The sequence below is a fragment of the Pandoraea cepalis genome, from assembly GCF_902459665.1.
Classification (GTDB): Bacteria; Pseudomonadota; Gammaproteobacteria; order Burkholderiales; family Burkholderiaceae; genus Pandoraea; species Pandoraea cepalis.
This window is the reverse complement of record NZ_CABPSL010000001.1, coordinates 680,594-703,377: the sequence shown is the minus strand read 5'-3', so window position 1 is coordinate 703,377 and position 22,784 is coordinate 680,594. Positions and strand designations below refer to the sequence as shown.

Here is a 22,784-nt window from a genome sequence, read left to right as displayed (position 1 = left end):
TTGAATTCATACATGTCAACCATATCATCTATATGTGTTACATCTTTCAAATCGGATGCGTACAATGGCGCCATATTCAAAGCATTCGGGGGAAACGTGAGCACAGTCACGGTCATGCCGTCCGCCCCGGGCGGCACGCGTTACAAGGAAGTCAAAGAAGCGATGCTGGCTGCGCTGACGGCACAGGAATGGAAAGGCGGCGAGGTGATCCCGTCTGAAAAGCGTCTGGCCGAGCGCTTCGGGGTATCGATCGGCACGCTGAGAAAAGCCATCGACGAGCTATGCGCCGAGAACATCCTGATTCGTCACCAGGGCTTGGGGACATTCGTCGCGCAGCATCGTCGCGATCGTCACTTCTTTCGCTTCTTCCGCGTGGCGCGGCGCGACGGAGAGCGCACGTATCCGGTCGTGACCCTGGTCAACTACCGAAAGTCGCAAGCCCCCGCGACCATTGCGGCAAAGCTCGGCATCGAGCCGGGGGCACGCATCATCACGTTCACGAACGCATTGGCATTGCACGAACGGGTCGTGATGGTCGACACCATCACGCTACCCGAGTCGATATTTCCAACGCTGACCGAAACGATGCTGCGTGACAGACCGAACACGCTCTATAACTTCTACCAGGACGCGTTCGGCATCAACGTCGTCAGCACAGACGAGCGACTGCGCGTTGCCCGGGCCAACGCAAGTGAAGGCACGCTGCTGGGGGTTCCCGAGGGGGATCCCGTGCTGGAAATCGAGCGCATTGCCTATTCCATCAATCTCAAGCCGGTCGAATATCGACTGACGCACGTGAACACTCAGGACTATGAATACGTCGCGAGCGCGACGAAGCATGGCACCGAGGCGGGTTTCGCGTAATCAGGCCTCGGTCTGGCGCCTGCCGCGAGTCTCCAGGCGTGCCGGCCTCGCCCCGCCGGCACGTCACGTCGAGCACCGCGCCCGCGCGACGGGCGTCATGCGATCGCTCAGCCCGCGCTGACCACGGCGGCAATCGCCTGACCGACTTCGGTCGTGTTCGCGCTCCCCCCTAAATCGCCGGTGCGCGGCCCGTCCTTGATGACCTGCGTGATCGCCGCGAGAATGGCGTCGTGCGCCTCGCGCGTGCGGCCTTCGCCGCGGCCGATGAAGTCGAGCATCATCGCGGCCGTCCAGATCATGCCAATCGGGTTGGCGATGTTCTTGCCCGCGATATCCGGCGCCGAACCATGCACCGGTTCGAACAGCGACGGGAATTTACCTTCCGGATTCAGGTTGCCCGACGGCGCGATGCCGATGGTGCCGGTGCAAGCCGGCCCCAGATCCGACAGGATGTCGCCGAACAGATTCGACGCGACCACCACGTCGAAGCGATCCGGATTGAGCACAAAGCGCGCACACAGAATGTCGATGTGCTGCTTGTCCCACGTGATGTCCGGATACTTCGCCGCCGTCTCGGCCGCGCGTTTGTCCCACCACGGCATCGAGATCGAAATCCCGTTGCTCTTGGTCGCCACCGTCACGTGCTTGCGCTCACGTTGCTGTGCGAGATCGAACGCGAACTTCAGCACGCGCTCCGTGCCGTGGCGCGTGAAGATCGACTCCTGCACCACGAACTCGCGCTCCGTGCCCTCGAACATTACGCCGCCCACCGACGAGTACTCGCCTTCGGTGTTCTCGCGCACGATCAGGAAATCGATATCGCCTGCCTCGCGGCCCGCCAGCGGTGACGGCACCCCTTCGAACAGACGCGCCGGGCGCAGGTTGATGTACTGATCGAATTCGCGACGGAACTTGAGCAACGACCCCCACAGCGAGATATGGTCGGGCACCGTCTCGGGCCAGCCCACGGCACCGAACAGAATGGCGTCGACGCCGTCGAGCTGCTGCTTCCAGTCGTCCGGCATCATCTGGCCGTGCTTGGCGTAGTAGTCGCAGCTCGCCCATTCGATGTGCTGGTAGTCGACGGGAATACCAAAGCGTCGGCACGCGGCGTCGAGCACGCGCAGGCCTTCGGGCATCACCTCTTTACCGATGCCGTCGCCCGGAATCACGGCGATCTTGAACGGACGCGCAGGGCGCTGGGACGTGTCGGTCATGGTCTGTTTCTCCTGAGGGTTGGATGATGACGCTAGGTTATTCCATTCCAACGCGGATAAAATCCCTCAATCGGTTAATCCACTATCCACGAATCGTGAATAAACCTCTGCCCGTCAACCCGAATCTCGACGACCTGCGCGTGTTTTGCCAGGTCGCGCGCCGTGCCAGCTTTTCAGCGGCAGCCGAAGCGCTGGGCGTCTCGCCCGCGTATGTGAGCAAGCGCGTCGGCATGCTCGAAGCCGACCTTGGCACGCGCTTGCTACATCGCTCGACCCGGCGCGTGGCCATCACCGACGCAGGGGAACGCGTGTACGCCTGGGCGGAAAAGATTCTCGACGACGTGAATCACCTGATCGAGGATGTCTCCAGCACGCGGCAGGTGCCGCGCGGCACGCTGCGGGTGTCGAGCAGCTTCGGCTTCGGACGGCATGCCGTGGCACCCGCCATGTCGCGGCTGCGCGCGCTGCATCCGCAGCTCAACGTGCGCCTGGACCTGTTCGACCGCATCGTCGACGTGGCGGCCGAGGGGTATGACCTCGACGTGCGCATCGGCGACGACATCGCACCGCATCTGATCGCCCGCAAGCTCGCGGACAATCATCGGGTGCTGTGCGCCTCGCGCGCCTATCTCGACGCGCACGGCACGCCGCGCCAATTGAGCGACCTGGCCGGCCATGCGTGCATCGTCATCAAGGAACGCGATCATCCGTTCGGCATGTGGCGGCTGCAACAGCGTGGCGAGGCGGTCGCACTCAAGGTGACGGGGCCACTGTCGACGAACCACGGCGAGGTGGCCGTGCAGTGGGCGCTCGACGGACAGGGGATCGTGCTGCGCTCGATGTGGGACGTGGGGGCGCTGATCGCGCGCGGGGATCTGGTGCAGGTGCTGCCCGACGTGACGCAACCGGCCAACGTCTGGGCCGTGTATCCGTCGCGCGTGGCATCGTCGGCCAAGGTCCGTGCCTGCGTGGAATTCCTTCGCGAGGAATTCCAGACGCAGACGTGAGGTACGTCAAGTCGCGACACCACGCCGCGACACGCGGCGCCATTACTGCAGTGTGAACGACGCCTGTTCGACGTGTTGCGAATCGAGCCCGATCTCGACGTTGAAGTCGCCGGGTTCGGCCACGTATTGCAGTTTCGCGTTGTAGAACTTCAGCAGACTTTCATCGATCGCGAAATGCACGGTGCGCGATTCGCCAGGCTTCAGGCTTACCTTGTCGAAACCCTTCAGCTCCTTGATGGGCCGCACGATCGACGCGGCAACGTCCTGCAAGTAGAGCTGCACGACGGTCGCCCCCTCGCGCTTGCCGGTGTTGCGCACCGTCACGCTTGCATCGAGCTTGCCGCCGCGCTCAAGTGTCTTGCTCGATAGCGTCACCTTCGACACCGCGAACGAGGTGTAGCTCAGGCCGTAGCCAAAGGCATACAACGGGCCGGAGTCTTCCTCGAAGTATTGCGAGGTGTAGTTGGCCGGCTTGCCCGGTGTGAACGGACGACCGATGCGCAACTGGTTGTAGTACGTCGGGATCTGGCCGATCGAGCGCGGGAACGAGATCGGCAGCTTGCCCGACGGGTTGTAGTCGCCGAACAGCACGTCCGCAATCGCGTGGCCGCCTTCGGTGCCGGTGTACCACGTCTCGAGCATGGCGTCGGCGTTGGCCTTCGGCCAGTTCAGATCGAGCGGTCGACCGTTCATCAGCACGACGACGAGCGGCTTGCCGGTCGCCTTGAGTGCCTGCAACAGCGCCAACTGGCTACCTGGCAACGACAGGCTCGTGCGGCTGGACGCCTCGTGCGACATGCCACGCGCTTCGCCCACCGCCACGATCAGCGTGTCGGCGTTGCGCGCGACTCGCACGGCTTCGTCGATCATCTGCTGCGGCGATCGCTTGTCCTGCACGACTTCCGGATTGTCCCAATCGAGGAAATTGAGATACTGCACCACGCGCGGGTCGTCGGTGATGTTCGCGCCGCGCGCATAGGTCACCTGCGCCTGCGGGCCGAGCGCGTCGCGCACGCCTTGCAGCAGCGTGACGGCCTGCGCCGCCACGCCCGCGGCCGACCAGCTCCCCAGGATATCGATCTTCGCGTCCGCGAGCGGCCCGATCACCGCGACCTTGCCCGCTTTGGCCAGCGGCAGTGTGTCGTGCCGGTTCTCCAGCAAGACAATGGACTTGCGCGCGGCATCGCGCGCGGCGTCACGATGCAGACGGCTCTGCGCATTCACATCTTTCGGATCCTGCGCCGCGTTGCCAATCCGGCGATAGGGATCGGCAAACAGGCCCATGTCGTATTTCGCGCCGAGGACTTCGCGCACGGCGTCGTCGATGTCGCGCATCGGCACCTCGCCCGACTTCACCAGCCCCGGTAATTGCTTGAGGTACTGCACGTCGGCCATGCTCATGTCGACGCCTGCCTCGATAGCCAGCTTCGCGGCCTCGCGGCCGTCCTTCGCCACGCCATGACGCATCAACTCTTCGATCGCGCCGTGATCGCTCACTGTCACGCCCTTGAATCCCCATTCGTCACGCAGCAGGTCGCGCAGCAGCCACTTGTTCGACGTGGCCGGCGTGCCGTTGATGGAGTTCAGCGCGATCATCACCCCGCCCGCACCGGCATCAATCCCGGCGCGGTACGGCGGCAGATAGTCCTGGTACATGCGCATCGGGCTCATGTCGACCACGTTGTAATCGCGTCCGCCCTCCACGGCACCGTACAGCGCAAAGTGCTTCACGAAGGCCATCAGGCTGTCCGGGTTGGCCGGCGACGTGCCCTGGAATCCCTGCACGCTCGCGCGCGCGGCTTGCGAAACCAGGTACGGGTCTTCGCCGAAGCCTTCCGAGGTGCGCCCCCAGCGCGGATCGCGCGAGATGTCGACCATCGGCGCGAACGTCGCATCCAGCCCGTCGGCGCTCGCTTCGATGGCGGCCACGCGTGCGGCGTGCTTCACCACCGACATATCCCAGCTCGATGCCAAGCCGAGGCTGATCGGGAACACGGTGCGATGCCCATGCACGATGTCGTAGGCGAAGAAAATGGGAATCTTCAGGCGGCTTTGCTTGACGGCCGCGTCCTGCAGCGGGCGGTTGTCGCTGCGCGTGACCGAGTTGAACGTGCCCCCTACGCGACCGGCAGCAATCTCCTTGATGAGCTGCGGCTGCGGCATGTCCGAGCCAATGCTGATCAGGCGCAATTGGCCGACCTTCTCCTCCAGCGTCATGCGCGCGATGAGGTCGTCGATGAACGCCCGCTTGGCGGACGCAGACGGCATGGCCGCCGGGGGATTGCCTTGAGCACCGTTGCCCAGGGCGGCAGGCGCGTCGGCGAAGGCCGGTGCGGCCGTGAGACTGGCCGCGAGCGCCAGTGCGGAGAACATTCTCATCTGATAGCGATCCAATGTGGCGCGACGTGTGGATGACCGGCGAGATCGCGCGGCAGTGCCTCGCGTCGTATCAACTGGCGTTACCCATACCGGCGCAACGATCCGGGTGCGTAACTCGAAGTGCGAAGTGCGATACTTTGCCACAATTGGTTTTTCCCGAAGGCGTTCGTCCCGGCTTTCGCGAACGTCGCGATGCCATCGGGCGCGATACGCCCCCCCCAACGACTGGAGAATTTCGTGGTTCTGCTTCCCCTCGCCAAGTCTTGGCATCGACGCGGCGCACGCGCGCTCGTGTCCGCCTTCGTCACGGGTGCGGCCCTGCTGGGCGCCGCGCATGCCCATGCCTTCTCGCTCGAGGACGTCACGGCCCGCGCGAAGGCGCTCGCCGACAAACCTTACGTCGCGCCAGTGAGCAATCTCACGCCGGCCTTCGCCAAGATGCCGTTCGGCGACTACATCAAGATCCAGCCGCGGCGCGACGCGTTCGAATGGAACGATCAGCCCTCGCCGTTCAAGCTGGGTTTCTATCACCAGGGCATGCAGTTCAGCACGCCGGTGAAGATCAACGAGGTCGTCGGCACAGGCCCCAACGCCAAGATCGACGAGATCAAGTACGACAGCCACCGCTTCGACTTCGGCGATCTCAAGCTCGACCGCAGCGCCACGCACAATCTCGGCTACGCGGGCTTTCGCGTGCTTTACCCGATCAACGAACCGGGCAAGCTCGACGAAATCATGAGCGTGCTCGGCGCGAGCTACTTTCGCGTGATCGGCAAGGGACAGGTCTACGGACTCTCGGCGCGCGGTCTGGCCATCGACACGGGCCTGCCCATCGCGGAGGAATTCCCGGCCTTTCGCGAGTTCTGGATCGAACGGCCGAACGCGGGCGACAAGCACCTGGTGTTTTACGCGCTGCTCGACTCGAAGCGCGCCACCGGCGCCTATCGCTTCGATCTGACGCCCGGCGAGGATTCGCTGTTGAAGGTGCAGGCACGGGTCTTCCTGCGCGCACCGGTGACCAAGCTCGGCATCGCGCCGCTCACGAGCATGTTCCTGTTCGGACCGAATCAGCAGCGCGATCCGTACAACTTCCGTCCGGCATTGCACGATTCGAATGGCCTGGCCATTCACGCCGGCAATGGCGAATGGATCTGGCGTCCGCTGAACAATCCGCGCAATCTGGCCATCAGCCAGTTCCCGGTGACGAATCCGCGCGGCTTCGGCCTGCTTCAGCGCGGGCGCGATTTCGCGCAGTACGAGGACCTGAAGGATCGTTACGATCTTCGCCCAAGCGCCTGGATCGAGCCGCAGGGCGACTGGGGCAAGGGCCATATCGAACTGGTGGAAATCCCGTCGCCGGACGAGACCAATGACAACATCGGCGCGTTCTGGACACCTGACCAATTGCCACCCAAGGGGCAGCCGCTGCAGGCCGATTACACGATCCACTGGACGATGAATGAGCGCGGCATCGTCGATCGACGTCTGGCCTGGGTGAAGCAGACGCTGCGCACGGCGGGCGAGATTACGCAAGCCAACCTGATCCGTCACTTCGACGGCAGCACCGGGCTGATCGTGGACTTCGACGGCGGCCCGCTCGCCACGCTGCCCGCCGGTTCGGTCGCGCCACAGGTCAGCGTGAGCGATAACGCCACCCTCATCGAGCAGACGCTGCAACCGAACCCGGTCACGCATGGCATGCGCCTGAATCTGCGTGTGATGGTCAAGGATCCGGCCAAGGTCGTGGAACTGCGGGCCGCCCTCGTCTCCGGCGGCAAGGCCGTAAGCGAGACCTGGAGTTATCAGCTCCCGCCGTTTTCGGTCGCCAAGCAATAAGTTGCATCCTGCGTCTTCGTGCGGCGGCGTCCTGCCGCCGCACACCGCGCTCCCTCCGCACCCTTCACCACCACAATTAAACAGGCACTTACGCGCCTCGTTTCCTCCTGTAAAACCCTGAATCGGGCAAATTGTCCTTGCAGTGAATCGTCATTTCGCGTTTACTGCATGCACAATATTGCATAAATAGCTGCCCATCGAGGTGTGTTGAGGCAGTCGGCTTCCTCGGCAACGGTCCTCGGCCGCCCGGATGGAGCCCGGCCTGGTGCCGCTTGCGTCGGTCAAGACATCCCCAAGACTCTCCGCATTTCGACGGAGGGCGGATTCGTTATGGAGACACTCGCATGCGACCTATCGACGTACATGAGTTGGCCGACAACGCCCGCTTGAACGGCTATCACTACCGCATCCTGCTCTGGTGCGCGCTCATCATCATCTTCGACGGCTACGATCTCGCGGTCGCGGGCATTGCGCTGCCCTCGATCATGAAAGCGATGAACGTCGACGCCACCAGTGCCGGCTTCATGGTCAGCGCCGCCCTCTTCGGCATGATGTTCGGCGCCATTGCGATGGGCATGGTGGCCGACAGCATCGGCCGTCGCAAAGCCATCGCCATCTGTGTGCTGATGTTCTCGCTGTTCACCGCCATGGCCGGATTCACACACGAGCCGATCAGCTTTTCCGTGACGCGCTTCTTCGCGGGCGTCGGCATTGGCGGCGTGATGCCGATCGTGGTCGCGCAAATGACGGAGTACGCGCCGCGTCGCCTGCGCGCCACGCTCGTCACGCTCATGTTCTCGGGCTATTCGGTGGGCGGCATGCTCGCGGCGCTGCTCGGCAAGGGGCTGATTGAGACGCACGGCTGGCAGTCCGTCTTTCTGGCGGCGGGTCTGCCCGCGCTGCTCGTGCCGTTCGCGATGAGGGCACTGCCGGAGTCGATGCCGTTCCTGATCCGCACTGGCCGTCTCGACGCGCTCAAGCAAGTGCTTGCCCGCCTCGCGCCGGATTATGTCGCGCAGCCGGGCGACCAGTTCGCGCTGGCCTCGACGGATCGCAAGCAGGCTGCGCCGCTCTCGCGTCTGTTTCAGGACGGGCGAGGCGTGAGCACCGTCATGCTGTGGGTCGCGTTCTTCATGTGTCTGTTCATGGTGTATGCGCTCAGCTCGTGGCTCGCCAAACTCATGGCAAGCGCCGGCTATAGCCTCGGCTCGGCGCTCACGTTTGTGCTCGTGCTGAACTTTGGCGCGATGCTCGGCGCCATCGGCGGCGGCTGGCTCGCCGACCGTTTCAACATCAAGTACGTGCTCGTGGGCATGTATGCGCTGGCCGCCGTGTCCATCACGCTGCTCGGCGTGAAGGTACCGACGCCGGTGCTCTTCGTGCTGGTGGGGTTGGCCGGGGCGTCGACCATCGGCACGCAGATCGTCACCTACGCCTACGCGGGACAGTTCTATCCAATGGCCGCGCGCGGCACGGGCATCGGCTGGGCCTCCGGGGTGGGACGCAGCGGCGCCATTCTCGCGCCCATCGCGATCGGCATGCTGGTGAGCCTGTCCCTGCCTTTGCAGCAAAACTTTATGGCAATCGCCATTCCCGCCGTCATCGCGGTCGTCGCCGTGTTGTTGATCGACCACAAGAAATCGGCGTCGGTGCAGCAGCAAGCGGCAACGCAATCGCACGTCACAGCGGCGAAACTCGCGAACGGCGCGGGAGAACCGGCGTAATCTCGCGCGTCAAGGCACGCTCGGCCAACCATCACCGACGCAACGGCATGGCGACGCAATCGCGCGTCGCCATGCGAAAATGCGCGCCGCGGCGGTTATGGGAATGATCGCGGCTTTCAGTGACGCAACGCGCCGGTGTCGGGGCAATCCGTCAACGTCCGGCGCATTCGCGGCACATGAAAATTTCCTTCAACCCGAGCGCCTCAGGCGCCGATAACCAGATATCCGTCCCAACGGACTCTCTGGGGAAAATCAATATGCCGCGTATTGCTTTGCTGAGTGCCCTCGTGCTGACCGTCGCCCAGGCGCCGGCCTTCGCCGCCCCCCTCAACGACGCCACCGTCGTCAATCTCTCCACCCGACAAACCCTCGCCAGCGACGCCGTGTTTCGTGGCGGCCAGACCGCCACCCTCGGCACCGACGCGCTGCGCAACGCGCACGGTAGCTTCGGCGTCAACGTTGCCGCCGGCGCGCTCAACTTGCAGTCGAATCAGCTTGTGCTGGCGAACGCCTCGCGCGTTGCGGTCGATACCCGTCAGACGATCCGCAACACGACGATCCTGACCGGCGTGCCGAGCGCGTCGCTGGGTGACCGGGCCCTGATGGGCGCCTCGGGCAATCTCGGCGTGAACGTGGTGGCCGGCGTGGCCAACGCACAGGCCAACGCGTTGGCCATTCATTGACGACTCGCTGAACCTTCACCCGGCCGGATGACGTCTCGGCCGGGATCGGTCTGTACCGATACGGCTCCCGCCGCGCGACTGCGTCGACGCCGCGCGCTTACCCTACCGCGCCAACCGAACCATCCGCGCCGTCCGCCCGGCCCACCGCGCCAAAGCGCCACGACAGCCGGCGCGCCGCCGCCAGCAAGGCCTGCGCCGGCGATGCGTCCAGCGCCGTCTCGAAACTGCCCGCCGACCCCATCAACGCAAGCACCAGCGTGACTTCCCCCGTGTGATCGAACACCGGTACCGCCACCGTGTCGATTCCGGGCACAGGGTTGCTCTGCGCCGTATCGAATCGTTGTTCGCGAATCACCTTCAACCGCGCGGCAAAATCGGCTGGCGGCGTCGACGCGCGCCCTTCCGCGCCGAGGCCCGCCATGCGCACCGATTCCTGTGCGAGCATGCCGCCGAGTACCGCATCGGGCAGGAACGCCGCGAACGTGCGCCCCATGGCGGTGTTCACCAACGAGAGCACCGTGCCGATGCGCAAGCTCACGTGCTGCGGACGCATCGCCTCCTCAAGGCGAACCACCGTGGGGCCGACCGGCCCCAGCACGGCCATCGCGGCCGACAGCCCGGTGGCGTGAGCCAGCGCAAGAATCTCCGGCTCGGCCTCCCCCGTAGGCGAGAGACGCTGCAATGCCATCAAGCCTAGCTCAAGGCTGAGCGCCCCCGCCTCGAAATTGCCATTCGCATCACGCGAGAGCAAGCCGGCACGTTGCAGGCTCACCAGATGCGGATGCGCCTTTGCTGGCGCCATCCCCGCGTTGCGCGCCAGCGCATTGAGCGGCAGCGGACGCCCCGCCGCCGCCAGCGCCTCGAGCAATGCCCCGGTGCTTTCCAGCGCCTGAATGCCGCGCTGCGGTTTCGCGGGCATCAATGCCACGTCGTCCGGCACCTCGTGCGTTTCCGTTCGGCTTGGCGTCGCGTTCATGCGCCCTCCTTGCCGTCTGCACCACGAGCATCGACTTGCGCGGCGATGTCGCTCGCCGTCGCGCGCAATGCATTCGCCGCCGCGCCGTCCCAGGCGACATCGAGTGCAGCCGTCGGCCCGATCGCGGTGAGCGCGAGACGCAGCCGCCCGCTCGCATCGAACACCGGCGCGCACAGGCTGCTCACCGACGGGCTCGGCGTATTCACGCTACGCGCCACACCGTGCGCGCGTGTCTCGTCGAGCAGCGCATCGAACCCTTCGCGCTCGCTCGGGGATGTCGGCATCTGCTCACGCCACGCCTGCGGCCATTGCGCCTGCGGGGTGAAGGCGCAAAACGCCCGCCCGGTCGACGTCGTCGTGAGCGACATGACCGATCCCACGTGCAGATTCACATGCAACGGAAACGCCGCACGCTCGAAATGCACGACGAGCGGGCCCTGCGGCGCACTCGTGCAAATCGCGACACAAAGCCCCGTCTCGCGTGCCAGCGCAACGACACGCGGCACCGCCGCGCGATACGCCGGGTCGTTCTCGAGATGCAGCAACGCGAGACGCAACGTCATCGGGCCCGGCGTGTAGTCGCCCGACATCGGGTCGCGCTTGAGCAAGCCGAGCCGCGTGAGGCTTACCAGATACGGATGCGCCTGCGCAGGCGGCAGCCCGGCGAGCGCGGCGAGATCGCCTGGCCCCAGCGCCCGGTGCGCCTGCGCCAGCGCCTGAAGCACGCGCGCCGCCACGTCCACGCTTTGCACGCCGCGCGAGGCACGCCCGGGTTGGCCGCTCGCGTCGGCCGTGCCGTCCATCGGAATTCGATTCATGCGATCAAGGGAGGCGAGCTCCCAAAGGAAAATGGCCTAGATTCTAAACAAGTCGACGCCCGCAATGGCATCGTTCCCGACGTTCCTCGGGGTTAACCCAAGACGGGAACGTCATTCCATCGCTCACGAAGCAACATTAGCAAATAACGATACTATTTGTCATTGACAAATATTAAAGGCATTTCGTAAGATGGCTTCATCCACCCCATCAGTCGCATCATCCCCGCAGACGAGATAAGAGAGAGACAAGCATGGCCAAAGCATTCGCCTCGCAAGCCGACCTGGAAACCAAGAAGGTCACATTTACCCAATTGTCGGAAAACACCTGGGCCTACACGGCCGAGGGCGACCCGAACTCCGGCGTCATCATCGGCGACGACGGCGTGATGATCGTCGACACGACAGCCACGCCCGCCATGGCGCAGGATCTCATCGCGAAGATCCGCACAGTCACCGACAAGCCGATCAAGTATGTGGTGCTCTCGCACTATCACGCCGTGCGCGTGCTGGGTGCGTCGGCCTACTTCGCCGAAGGTGCGCAGCAGATCATCGCAAGCCGTGGCACGTACGAGATGATCGTCGAGCGCGGCGAAGCCGACATGAAGTCGGAGATCGAGCGCTTTCCGCGTCTGTTCGCCGGTGTCGAAACGGTGCCGGGTCTCACGTGGCCGACGCTCGTCTTCGAGAAGGAAATGACGCTCTTCCTCGGCAAGCTCGAAGTGAAGATCGCGCACCTCGGTTCGGGTCACACCAAGGGCGACACCGTGGTGTGGCTGCCGTCGCAAAAGGTGCTGTTCTCGGGCGATCTGGTCGAGTACGACGCCGCCTGCTACACCGGTGACGCGCAACTCGCCGAATGGCCGGCCACGCTCGACGCGCTGGCCGCGCTCGGCGCCGAAAAGCTCGTGCCGGGCCGGGGCCCTGCCCTGACCACGCCCGACGATGTCGCCAAGGGCCTGGCGTACACGAAGGACTTCGTGACGACGTTGTTCGAAGCGGGCAAGCAGGCCGTCGAACAGAAGCTCGATCTGAAGGGTGCGATGGCGCTCACGCGTCGCGAGATGGATCCGAAGTTCGGTCATGTCTTTATCTATGAACACTGCCTGCCGTTCGATGTGACCCGCGCGTTCGACGAAGCGAGCGGCATCACGCATCCGCGCATCTGGACGGCGCAGCGCGACAAGGAAATGTGGACCGCCCTGCAGGACTGAGTTCGCGCCGAGCGCAACATCAAAAGTAAAAAGCGGAACCCGCCGGGGCACTTGCGCCGGCGCGGTGCCGACGATGGAGACATTGCATGAGCAGCATCGATTACCAGCGCCTGACGTTCGATTATCAGCCTTGCGCAGAACAGTCCGGCAACGCCGCAGGTGAGATCCACCCGGTCATCGTGGTCGGCGCGGGGCCAGTGGGACTGGCCGGCGCCATCGACCTTGCGCAGCAGGGCGTGCCCGTGATCGTGCTCGACGACGACTGCACGCTCTCGGCCGGCTCACGCGCCATCTGTTTCGCCAAGCGTACGCTCGATATCTTCGACCGTCTCGGCTGCGGCGAGCGCATGGTGCAAAAGGGCGTGCGCTGGAACGTCGGCCGCGTGTTCCTGCGCGATCAGGAGGTCTACAACTTCGATCTGCTGCCCGAAGCGGGACACCATCGCCCGGCGTTCATCAATCTTCAGCAGTACTACGTCGAAGGCTATCTCTACGAGCGCGCACGCGAACTGCCGAACATCGACATCCGTTGGAAGCACAAGGTCGTCGGACTCACCCAGCAGGGCACGCCCGGCACGCCCGGGGCGAGCGTCACGCTCACGGTCGAGACGCCCGACGGCGAGTATCAAACCAGCGCACGTTACGTCGTGGCCGCCGACGGATCGCGCAGCCCCGTGCGCAAGTTGATCGGTGTGGACACCCACGGACGCACATTCAAGGACCGCTTCCTGATCGCCGACGTGAAGATGACGGCAGACTTCCCGACCGAGCGCTGGTTCTGGTTCGATCCGCCGTTCCATCCGAATCAATCCGTGCTGCTGCATCGTCAACCCGACAACGTGTGGCGCATCGATTTCCAGCTGGGATGGGATGCCGACCCGGCCGTCGAGAAGACGCCCGAGCGCGTGATCCCGCGCGTGCAGGCTTTGCTCGGCCCGGACGCCAAATTCAGCCTGGAGTGGGTCAGCGTCTACACCTTCTCGTGCCTGCGCATGGACGACTTCCGTCACGGTCATGTGCTGTTCGCCGGAGACGCCGCGCATGGTGTGTCGCCGTTCGGCGCGCGCGGTGCGAACAGCGGCGTGCAGGATGTGGAGAACCTCGCGTGGAAACTGGCGCGGGTGCTCGCCGGTCAGGCGCCGGATACGCTGCTCGATACTTACGCCCGTGAGCGCGAATTCGCCGCCGACGAAAACATCCGTAACTCGACACGCTCCACCGATTTCATCACGCCCAAGAGCGCTGTCTCGCGGGTCTTCCGCGATGCCGTGCTGATGCTCGCCCGCGATCACGCGTTTGCGCGTCAGTTGGTCAACAGCGGGCGGTTGTCCGTGCCCGCCGTGCTGAGCGAGTCGACATTGAATACGCTGGAGCGCGACACGTTTGCGGGACGCATGGTCCCGGGCACGGCCTGCGTCGACGCGCCGCTCGTCCGGCATGGGCAGGACGGCTGGCTGCTGCCTCGCCTGGGCGGGCGCTTCGTCGCACTCGTATTCGGTGCGCCGGCGTCGCTCGATGCGGCATCGCTCGCGGGCCTCGACGCCCTCGCGAACGACAGCGTGCCCGTCATGCCATTGTTCGTCACGCCGGATGCCGAAGCGGCGCAGGACGCGCGCGGCGAACCCCATAGCGTCTGGCACGACGTGCAAGGCCTGGCGGCCCAACGCTATGACGCCGCACCGGGAACGGTGTATCTGATTCGTCCGGATCAACACGTGTGCGCGCGGTGGCGCAGCGTCGACGCGAAGGCGATTGCCGCCGCGCGCGAGCGCGCCTTGGGACGTACCGCCCCGGAAGTCGCGCCGATGCAATGCGCGGCCTGACGTGCCTCCGGCCAAACGCATCGACCACATCCCGATCCCATCGATCCCGCAGTAAGGAGCCCCTTCATGGCACTCGATACACAACCGCGTCTGACGCGTCCGGACGACTTCTACGAAGCCCTGATCGACATGCACCGAGATCTCGACGAGGCGCAAAGTCAGGCCGCCAACGCGCAACTGATCCTGCTGCTCGCCAACCAGATCGGCGATCACGACACGCTGCTTTCGGCGCTTCGGCTGGCGCGCGCTGGCGCACTGGGCACCGCGACGAGTGGTTCGACGGACGGTCCGCACGCGTGACACAAGCAAAAGCGGGGCGCCCGGCCATCGGGCGCCCCGCTTTGTTCGACGCGAGACCGCGCAAGCAACGCGCGGGCGTGCGTTACACCACCACCATCTGCGAAATCTTCTGCGCGGCCGCGAGCAGGGGCGCGAGGAATGTAGCTTCCATTTCCGCCGCCGACGTCCGGTTGGCCTGACCACTGACATTCATCGCCGCGATCACCTGCCCCGCGCGATTGCGAATTGGCGCAGCGATCGAAATCATCCCCTCTTCCAACTCCTGATCGACGATGGCCCAACCTTGGGCGCGCACGTCGAGAATGCGCTGACGCAACGTGTCGATATCCGTCACCGTGCGGCGCGTGTGCTGACGAATGTCCGCGCGACGCAAGGCGGCGTCGAGTTCGTCGTCGGGCAACGCCGAGAGCATGACGCGCCCCATCGAGGTACACCATGCGGGCAGACGGCTGCCGATCGACAGGTTGATCGACATCACCTTGCGCACCGGCACGCGCAGGACATAGACGATGTCGTCGCCATCGAGCACCGAGGCGGAACTGCTCTCATGCACTTGCTGCACCAGCGCCTCCATGAACGGCTCGGCCAGATTCCACAGCGGCATCGACGTCAGATACGAGAAGCCGAGGTCGAGAATACGCGGCGTGAGCCGAAACAGGCGCCCCTCGCTTCGCACGTAGCCCAGCGCTTCGAGCGTGAGCAGAATGCGTCGCGCCCCCGCACGGGTGAGGCCCGACGCCTGTGCGACTTCCGAGAGCGTCTGCGCCGGACGCGTCGCGTTGAACACCTTGACCACGGCCAACCCGCGCGCAAACGACTGCACATAGGAGTCACCCGGTTTCTTGTCGGTGGGGTCGGTAGCGTCGTTGGGCACGGGTGTCATGGAAAAGGCGGATGGCGAAAGGCAATGGAACGGCAAGCGTAATGGATTTGTGTTGCCGGTTCCACCGCTCGACACACGCCACCGCGTCGCCTGCGCCAGACCGGCGTGCCCCCCCTTCGGGCCGACCCTCGCTTGACGGCCGACACGAGAAGGCTTACGCTGTTCTTATAGCGAATACATGTTCGCTATAAGAACATTGTGAACCAGACGATGCCGCCTGACAAGTCGCCGTCGCCGGGAGACACTCAACAAGGGCCATGGGCGCGAGTCCGCCAGCCCGATGGAACTGCCCAGGAGGCACGTGTGATCAACAAGATTTACGATTCGCTCGCCAGCGCGGTGGCCGACGTTCACGACGGCGCGACGATCATGATTGGCGGCTTCGGCAATGCCGGGATGCCCTCGGCGCTCATCGACGCCCTGATTGAGCAAGGCTCGCGCGAACTGACCATCGTCAACAACAATGCCGGCAACGGCGAGACTGGCCTCGCCGCCCTGCTGGGGGCCGGGCGCGTGCGCAAGATTATTTGCTCGTTCCCACGGCAGACCGACTCGCAGGTGTTCGATGCGCTCTACCGCGCGGGCAAGATCGAGCTGGAACTCGTGCCGCAGGGCAATCTGGCCGAGCGTATTCGCGCCGCGGGCGCCGGCATCGGCGGCTTCTTCACGCCGACCGGCTACGGCACGCTGCTCGCCGAGGGCAAGGAAACGCGCGTCATCGACGGCAAGCCGTACGTGTTCGAACTGCCGATCCACGCCGATTTCGCGCTCATCAAGGCGCTCAAGGGCGACCGCTGGGGCAACCTCGTGTATCGCAAGACCGCACGCAACTTCGGCCCGATCATGGCCACGGCGGCCAAGTGCGCCATCGTTCAGGTGAACGAAGTCGTCGAGCTTGGCGAGCTCGATCCGGAAGCCGTGGTCACGCCCGGCATCTTCGTTCAACGCGTTGTCGCGGTGCCTGGCGCCGCACGCGCCTGATCCCCATCTGATTTCGGAGCACGACATGAACCGACTGACCCGCGACCAGATGGCCGCCCGCGTCGCCCAGGACATTCCCGACGGCGCCTACGTGAACCTCGGCATCGGCTTGCCGACCGCTGTTGCCAATCACTTGCCTGCCGAGCGAGAGATCATTCTCCAGAGCGAAAACGGCGTGATCGGCATGGGCCCGGCCCCTGCCAAGGGCGAAGAGGACGAAGACCTTATCAACGCCGGCAAGCAACCCGTCACGCTCAAGCCGGGCGGCGCCTACTTCCACCATGCCGATTCGTTCGCGATGATGCGCGGCGGCCACCTCGACTTCTGCGTGCTCGGCGCGTTCCAGGTCTCGAAGACGGGCGACCTCGCCAACTGGCACACCGGCGCTCCCGACGCCATTCCGGCCGTCGGCGGTGCGATGGATCTCGCCAGCGGCGCCAAGCAGGTGTTCGTGATGATGGAACACCAGACCAAGCAGGGCGAAAGCAAGATCGTCGAGCAGTGCACTTATCCGCTCACCGGCGTGGGTTGCGTCACACGCATCTACACCGATCTGGCGGTGATCGATGTCGCCCCCGAGGGCCTGCGCGTCGTCGAGATGGTCGACGGCCTCACGCTCGACGAACTCCAGCGTGTGACCGGCGTGACGCTGCTGCCCTCGCCGGCCGTTGCCTGACGCGACACCCCCCATCGCCGGGACATCGCCTGATGTGACCCGGCGTTTTTTCATCTGCGAGACTCCCTGCGCGAGTTTCGATTCGGCTGAGGTAGACCCATGAGTGAAGTCTTTATCTGCGACGCGATTCGCACCCCGATCGGCCGCTACGGCGGCGCGCTGTCCTCCGTGCGTGCCGACGACCTCGGCGCCATTCCGCTCAAGGCGCTCATGGCGCGCAACGGCGGCGTCGACTGGACGCAGGTCGACGACGTGATCTTCGGCTGCGCCAACCAGGCCGGGGAAGACAACCGCAACGTGGCGCGCATGTCGTCGCTGCTGGCCGGCCTGCCGCAAGACGTGCCGGGCGCCACGCTCAACCGCCTGTGCGGTTCGGGCATGGACGCCATCGGCACCGCCGCGCGCGCCATCAAGGCGGGCGAAGCCGGTCTGATGATCGCCGGTGGCGTGGAGAGCATGAGCCGTGCGCCGTTCGTGATGGGCAAGGCGGCGAGCGCGTTTTCGCGTCAGGCGGAGATTTACGATACGACCATCGGCTGGCGTTTCGTCAATCCGCTGATGAAGGCACAGTACGGTGTGGATTCGATGCCCGAGACGGGCGAGAACGTCGCGACCGAGTTCGGTATCAGCCGTGAAGATCAGGATCGCTTTGCGGTGCGTTCGCAGGAAAAGGCCGCACGCGCCCAGGCCGATGGCACGCTGGCCCAGGAAATCACGCCGGTGTCCATCGCCCAGAAGAAGGGCGAGGCGATCGTGGTGGATCGCGACGAACATCCGCGTGCAACGAGCATGGAAGCGCTCGCCAGACTCAAGGGCGTGGTACGCCCGGATGGCACCGTGACCGCCGGTAACGCTTCTGGCGTCAACGACGGCGCCTGCGCGCTGCTGTTGGCAGACGAGGCGAGTGCGGCGCGCTTTGGCCTGACGCCGCGTGCCCGCATTCTGGGCATGGCGACGGCAGGGGTGGCACCGCGCATCATGGGCATCGGTCCGGCTCCCGCAACGAAAAAACTGCTCGCTCGGCTCGGTATGTCGATCGATCAGTTCGATGTGATCGAACTCAACGAAGCGTTTGCGAGCCAGGGCCTGGCCGTGCTGCGTCAGCTCGGCGTGGCCGACGATGACCTGCGCGTCAATCCGAACGGCGGCGCCATTGCGCTGGGCCATCCGCTCGGCATGAGCGGCGCACGTCTGGTGACGACGGCGATGTATCAGCTCCAGCGTACGGGTGGTCGCTTTGCGCTGTGTACGATGTGCATTGGGGTCGGCCAAGGCATCGCTATCGCCATCGAAGCGGTGTAATCCCACCACACCGCCTGTGTTTCAGGGCCGGGCGTGCGTGCGGGACTCGGTAAGTCCCGCCACGCCTCGCCCGGGTCCCGTCGGCATGATCGATGCCGGTCGGGACGCGTCTGCCCTCAATCTCCTTCCGTCCTTCCTCAGGTTCCCCTGACCGTTCAGACAGCCTTGGCGACGTCGCGCATGACGGCGTCGAAGAACGTTGCCTGCGCGTCCGCTTCGCTGCGGGCATACGCGCGGTTGATGCCGCTGATCACTGCCCGAATCGATGCGGTCGTCAGATTCGCATCGATGCCCACGCCGAAAGCACTGCCCACGATGGCGTCGCCGGCCATCTCCGCGATGGCGATCGCGCGGGCGTCGGCCCCTTGCGTGAGCGCGCGCTCCTCGTAGTGCTGGACGCGCACAGGCGTACGCATGGCGTGCATCAGCGCATCGAGCGGTCCGTTACCGGTGCCCGAGACAGTCGTGCGCTGACCGTGAATGTCGACCGTCACGGCGATATGCTGGCGGCCGTCTCGCTCGGACAGCGTGTGACCGACGTACGCGACCGGCTCGCTCGACGCCACGTATTCCTTCTGGAACAGTTGCCAGATCTGCGACGCGGTGACTTCGGCCCCCGTCTCGTCGGTGTAACGCTGTACGGCCGAGCTGAAATCGACCTGCAGGCGACGCGGCATCTGCACGCCATACGACTGCTCGAGCAGATAGGCGATGCCGCCCTTGCCCGACTGGCTGTTCACGCGAATGATCGAGTCGTACGTGCGGCCGAGATCGCTCGGGTCGATGGGCAGGTACGGCACTTCCCAGACGGCGTCAGGTTTTTGCGCGGCCAGGCCCTTCTTGATGGCGTCCTGATGCGAACCGGAGAATGCGGTGAACACCAGGTCGCCGACATACGGATGACGCGGATGCACGGGCAACTGCGTGCATTCCTCCGACGTGCGGGCGATCTCGTTGATGTTCGAGAAGTCGAGGCCCGGATCCACGCCCTGCGTGTACAGGTTCAAACCGAGGGTGACGAGGTCGACGTTACCGGTGCGTTCGCCGTTGCCGAAGAGGCAACCTTCGATGCGGTCGGCACCGGCCATCACGGCCAGCTCGGCCGCGGCCACGGCCGTGCCGCGATCGTTGTGCGGGTGTACCGAGAGAATCAGCGAATCGCGGCGCGCGAGGTGACGGTGCATCCACTCGATCTGGTCGGCGTAGTGGTTCGGCGTGCCGATTTCCACCGTGGCCGGCAGGTTGACGATGCACTTGCGCTGCGGCGTCGGTTGCCACACGTCGAACACCGCGTCGCACACGTCCTTGGCGAACTCGAGTTCGGTGCCGGTGAACGTCTCGGGGCTGTATTGCAGCGTCCATTGCGTGTCCGGCGCGGCGTCGGCACAGCGTTTGATCGTCTTGGCCGCGGCCACGGCAAGCGCCTTCACACCGGGCTGATCGAGGTTGAAGACGATGCGGCGGAATTCGGGCGCGGTCGCGTTGTAGAGGTGGACGATGGCGCGCGGTACGCCCTTGAGGGCGGCGAAGGTGCGCTCGATGAGGTCGTCACGGGCCTGCGTGAGCACTTCGATAGTGACGTCGTCGGGAATGTGGCCGCCTTCGATCAATTCGCGCACGAAGTTGAAATCGGTATCGGACGCCGACGGGAACGCCACTTCGATTTCCTTGAAGCCAATGGCGACGAGCGTCTTGAACATGCGCATCTTGCGCTGGGCATCCATCGGCTCGAACAAGGCCTGGTTGCCGTCTCGCAGATCGGTGCTCATCCAGATCGGGGCACGCGTGATGGTGCGGCTCGGCCATTGTCGGTCGGGGATATTGACCGGGGTGAACGGGCGGTACTTCGTAGCGGGGTGCTTCAACATGGCGTAGTCTCGAGGGTCGGCAAAAGTGGCAACCGGACGACGCATGAACGCAGATAAGCTACGACCGCCGGTTGGAGGAACCGGGGCTCAGATCGGCGTAACTGGGGAAAATCAGCGGTGCTTCAGAGAAGTCTTCAGACGATGCACGCGCGCAGCAACGGACCAAGCCCGGTGGAGCGGGCTAGTAGTCGTAGCGAGAGGGAGAATTGCGCGGTGATCATGGCCCTCATGAAATCACAGAGTCTCGGACGCTGTCAACCATGATGTGTTGTCTCATGACATTTCCCTCGTGGGCCGGCACGCACCGGCGCGGTCGTCGTCGACCCGCGGCTCCGGGGCTCGGGCGCCTCGTCAGGGCGTGAGCGGCACGGCCGAGGTGCACTTGATCTCGTCGAGACAAACGCTCGACTTGACGGCACTCACCCCGGGAATCCGCATCAGTGTATCGAGCAGAAACTCGGACAGCGCCTTCAGATCACGGGCCACGACCTTGAGCACGTAGTCGATATCCCCCGTCACGGAAAAGCACTCTTGAATCTGTGCCAGCTCCGCCACCAATCCCTTGAAATTCGACAGGTCGCGGATATGACCGCGCTCCATCGTCACATGGACAAAGGCGACCACGCCAAAGCCGAGCCGCTGCGCGTCGAGCCGCGTGTCGTAGCCCTTGATCACCCCCATCTCCTCGAGCCGCCGGTGACGCCGCAACGTCTGCGCGGGCGACAGCTTGATCGCCTCGGCCAGCTCAAGATTCGAAATTCGCCCATGCGACTGCAATACCCCCAGCAACCGGACGTCGATTCGATCGATCTCGATGTCATGCACTTTTATCTCTCCTCAGGTACGTATCACGAAATATTAGTGCAAAAACTAGGGTTTCCCTAACACCGTTACGAAATCCTATTTTGCGGTGCCCCCCTTACACTGAGCGCGGTAAAACGTCGCACGTGCGTGCCACCTTCCCACTATTTCAGGGATTACGGCGAGCGGAACGGGCCCGCCGGTTTATCCCAACCCGACGGTCGACAAAGCGCAATTTTGTTGCACTTTCCGCCGTCACCCGGCGTTCGACGAATCTGACACCTTATCCATCACCTGACCCAGCCGAGACGATCATGGCCGACCTGTTTGACAACCCGATGCAACTGATGGGCTTCGAATTCGTGGAATTCGCGTCGCCTACCCCGAACGTCCTCGAACCCATTTTCGAGCAGATGGGCTTCACGCTGGTGGCGCGTCACCGTTCGAAGGACGTAGTGCTGTACCGCCAGGGCGACATCAATTTCATCGTGAACCGCGAGCCGAACAGCGAAGCGGCCTACTTCGCCGCCGAGCACGGCCCGAGCGCCTGCGGCATGGCATTCCGCGTGAAAGACTCGCACAAGGCCTACGCCCGTGCACTGGCGCTCGGTGCGCAGCCGGTAGAAATCGAGACCGGCCCGATGGAGCTGCGTCTGCCCGCGATCAAGGGCATCGGCGGTGCGCCGCTGTATCTGATCGATCGCTTCGAGGAAGGCAAGTCGATCTATGACATCGACTTCGAATTCATCGAGGGCGTCGACCGTCATCCGGTCGGCCACGGCCTGCGTCTGATCGACCACCTGACGCACAACGTTTATCGCGGCCGCATGGCCTATTGGGCCAGCTTCTACGAGAAGCTGTTCAACTTCCGCGAGATCCGCTACTTCGACATCTCAGGCGAATACACGGGCCTGACATCCAAGGCCATGACCGCGCCCGATGGTAAAATTCGCATCCCCCTGAACGAGGAATCCGCCAAGGGCAGCGGCCAGATCGAGGAATTCCTGATGGCCTTCAACGGCGAAGGCATTCAGCACATTGCGTTCCTCACCGACAACCTGCTTCAGGTGATCGACAACCTGCAAATGGCCGGCGTCGATCTCATGACCGCGCCGAACGACTTCTACTACGATGCGCTCGAGACCCGTCTGCCCGGCCATGGCCAGCCGATCGGCGAACTGAAGTCGCGCGGCATTCTGCTCGACGGCACGACCGAAGGCGGCAAGCCGCGCCTGCTGTTGCAGATCTTCTCGAAGACGCTGCTCGGCCCCGTGTTCTTCGAGTTCATCCAGCGCGAGGGTGACGACGGCTTCGGCGAAGGCAACTTCAAGGCGCTGTTCGAATCGCTCGAGCGCGATCAGATCGAGCGAGGTACGCTCAAGGTCTGAGTCCGGGGGAGACACGATCGTCGGCACAGGCCGACGATCCCAAAGGA

At 64.4% G+C, this 22,784-nt stretch carries 19 protein-coding genes; 12 read left to right on the top strand and 7 right to left on the bottom strand.

Features of this window, described 5'->3' with window-relative positions; translation table 11 throughout:
* Window positions 1–96: 96 nt before the first annotated feature.
* The gene (locus PCE31106_RS03245; RefSeq protein ID WP_150562362.1) at window positions 97–864 is read left to right on the top strand and encodes a GntR family transcriptional regulator; all 768 of its coding nucleotides are present in this window, start codon (window positions 97–99) and stop codon (window positions 862–864) included.
* A 107-nt stretch (window positions 865–971) separates the two neighbouring features.
* Here the strand turns inward: PCE31106_RS03245 and PCE31106_RS03240 are convergent, their stop codons facing one another.
* Complete coding sequence (locus PCE31106_RS03240) at window positions 972–2,081, bottom strand: tartrate dehydrogenase (protein WP_150562361.1); 1,110 nt, start codon at window positions 2,079–2,081, stop codon at window positions 972–974.
* A gap of 107 nt (window positions 2,082–2,188) precedes the next feature.
* Here PCE31106_RS03240 and PCE31106_RS03235 point away from each other — a divergent pair, with 107 nt between their 5' ends.
* Window positions 2,189–3,088 carry a LysR family transcriptional regulator gene (locus PCE31106_RS03235; RefSeq protein WP_150562534.1) on the top strand — a complete coding sequence of 300 codons (900 nt, stop codon included), beginning with the start codon at window positions 2,189–2,191 and terminating at the stop codon, window positions 3,086–3,088.
* Between the two features lie 42 nt (window positions 3,089–3,130).
* On the opposite strand, the gene bglX is transcribed toward PCE31106_RS03235, so the two are convergent.
* Window positions 3,131–5,461 carry a beta-glucosidase BglX gene (gene bglX, locus PCE31106_RS03230; RefSeq protein ID WP_150562533.1) on the bottom strand — a complete coding sequence of 777 codons (2,331 nt, stop codon included), beginning with the start codon at window positions 5,459–5,461 and terminating at the stop codon, window positions 3,131–3,133.
* Between the two features lie 297 nt (window positions 5,462–5,758).
* On the opposite strand from bglX, the gene PCE31106_RS03225 reads away from it, so the two are divergent.
* From PCE31106_RS03225 to PCE31106_RS03215, 3 genes are all read left to right on the top strand, one after another.
* Complete coding sequence (locus PCE31106_RS03225) at window positions 5,759–7,303, top strand: glucan biosynthesis protein G (protein WP_254440908.1); 1,545 nt, start codon at window positions 5,759–5,761, stop codon at window positions 7,301–7,303.
* Between the two features lie 344 nt (window positions 7,304–7,647).
* The gene (locus tag PCE31106_RS03220; RefSeq protein ID WP_150562359.1) at window positions 7,648–9,027 is read left to right on the top strand and encodes an MFS transporter; all 1,380 of its coding nucleotides are present in this window, start codon (window positions 7,648–7,650) and stop codon (window positions 9,025–9,027) included.
* Between the two features lie 257 nt (window positions 9,028–9,284).
* Window positions 9,285–9,710 (top strand): FapB/FapC family functional amyloid domain-containing protein, encoded by a 426-nt coding sequence (locus tag PCE31106_RS03215; protein ID WP_150562358.1) that lies wholly within the window; start codon window positions 9,285–9,287, stop codon window positions 9,708–9,710.
* Between the two features lie 97 nt (window positions 9,711–9,807).
* Here the strand turns inward: PCE31106_RS03215 and PCE31106_RS03210 are convergent, their stop codons facing one another.
* Entirely contained in the window at window positions 9,808–10,686 is an 879-nt protein-coding gene (locus PCE31106_RS03210) for an IclR family transcriptional regulator (RefSeq protein WP_437343783.1), read from the bottom strand.
* Window positions 10,683–11,504, bottom strand: coding sequence for an IclR family transcriptional regulator (locus PCE31106_RS03205; RefSeq protein ID WP_254440890.1), 822 nt, complete (start codon window positions 11,502–11,504; stop codon window positions 10,683–10,685). Before PCE31106_RS03205 ends, PCE31106_RS03210 begins: the two co-directional genes overlap by 4 nt.
* Before the next feature lie 251 nt (window positions 11,505–11,755).
* Here PCE31106_RS03205 and PCE31106_RS03200 point away from each other — a divergent pair, with 251 nt between their 5' ends.
* The 3 genes from PCE31106_RS03200 (at window position 11,756) to PCE31106_RS03190 (ending at window position 14,838) form a co-directional block, all read left to right on the top strand.
* On the top strand, window positions 11,756–12,715 hold the full coding sequence (locus tag PCE31106_RS03200) for an MBL fold metallo-hydrolase (RefSeq protein ID WP_150551663.1): 960 nt from the start codon (window positions 11,756–11,758) through the stop codon (window positions 12,713–12,715).
* 86 nt (window positions 12,716–12,801) lie between these two features.
* Window positions 12,802–14,538 carry an FAD-dependent oxidoreductase gene (locus PCE31106_RS03195; RefSeq protein ID WP_150562357.1) on the top strand — a complete coding sequence of 579 codons (1,737 nt, stop codon included), beginning with the start codon at window positions 12,802–12,804 and terminating at the stop codon, window positions 14,536–14,538.
* A 66-nt stretch (window positions 14,539–14,604) separates the two neighbouring features.
* A complete protein-coding gene (locus tag PCE31106_RS03190; protein ID WP_150562356.1) occupies window positions 14,605–14,838 on the top strand; it encodes a DUF2783 domain-containing protein in 234 nt (77 codons plus the stop codon).
* Between the two features lie 82 nt (window positions 14,839–14,920).
* Here the strand turns inward: PCE31106_RS03190 and PCE31106_RS03185 are convergent, their stop codons facing one another.
* Window positions 14,921–15,721, bottom strand: a complete 801-nt coding sequence (locus tag PCE31106_RS03185; protein WP_017233075.1) for an IclR family transcriptional regulator — start codon at window positions 15,719–15,721, stop codon at window positions 14,921–14,923.
* A 303-nt stretch (window positions 15,722–16,024) separates the two neighbouring features.
* Between PCE31106_RS03185 and PCE31106_RS03180 the strand changes: the two genes are divergently transcribed.
* The 3 genes from PCE31106_RS03180 (at window position 16,025) to pcaF (ending at window position 18,680) form a co-directional block, all read left to right on the top strand.
* A complete protein-coding gene (locus tag PCE31106_RS03180) occupies window positions 16,025–16,702 on the top strand; it encodes a 3-oxoacid CoA-transferase subunit A (protein WP_150562355.1) in 678 nt (225 codons plus the stop codon).
* Between the two features lie 25 nt (window positions 16,703–16,727).
* Entirely contained in the window at window positions 16,728–17,378 is a 651-nt protein-coding gene (locus PCE31106_RS03175) for a CoA transferase subunit B (protein WP_150551668.1), read from the top strand.
* A 99-nt stretch (window positions 17,379–17,477) separates the two neighbouring features.
* A complete protein-coding gene (gene pcaF / locus PCE31106_RS03170; RefSeq protein ID WP_150562354.1) occupies window positions 17,478–18,680 on the top strand; it encodes a 3-oxoadipyl-CoA thiolase in 1,203 nt (400 codons plus the stop codon).
* 155 nt (window positions 18,681–18,835) lie between these two features.
* Here the strand turns inward: pcaF and leuA are convergent, their stop codons facing one another.
* Complete coding sequence (gene leuA, locus PCE31106_RS03165; protein ID WP_150562353.1) at window positions 18,836–20,548, bottom strand: 2-isopropylmalate synthase; 1,713 nt, start codon at window positions 20,546–20,548, stop codon at window positions 18,836–18,838.
* A gap of 351 nt (window positions 20,549–20,899) precedes the next feature.
* A complete protein-coding gene (locus tag PCE31106_RS03160) occupies window positions 20,900–21,373 on the bottom strand; it encodes an Lrp/AsnC family transcriptional regulator (RefSeq protein ID WP_150551671.1) in 474 nt (157 codons plus the stop codon).
* A 290-nt stretch (window positions 21,374–21,663) separates the two neighbouring features.
* Between PCE31106_RS03160 and hppD the strand changes: the two genes are divergently transcribed.
* The gene (hppD, locus tag PCE31106_RS03155) at window positions 21,664–22,737 is read left to right on the top strand and encodes a 4-hydroxyphenylpyruvate dioxygenase (RefSeq protein ID WP_130024860.1); all 1,074 of its coding nucleotides are present in this window, start codon (window positions 21,664–21,666) and stop codon (window positions 22,735–22,737) included.
* Window positions 22,738–22,784 lie beyond the last annotated feature (47 nt).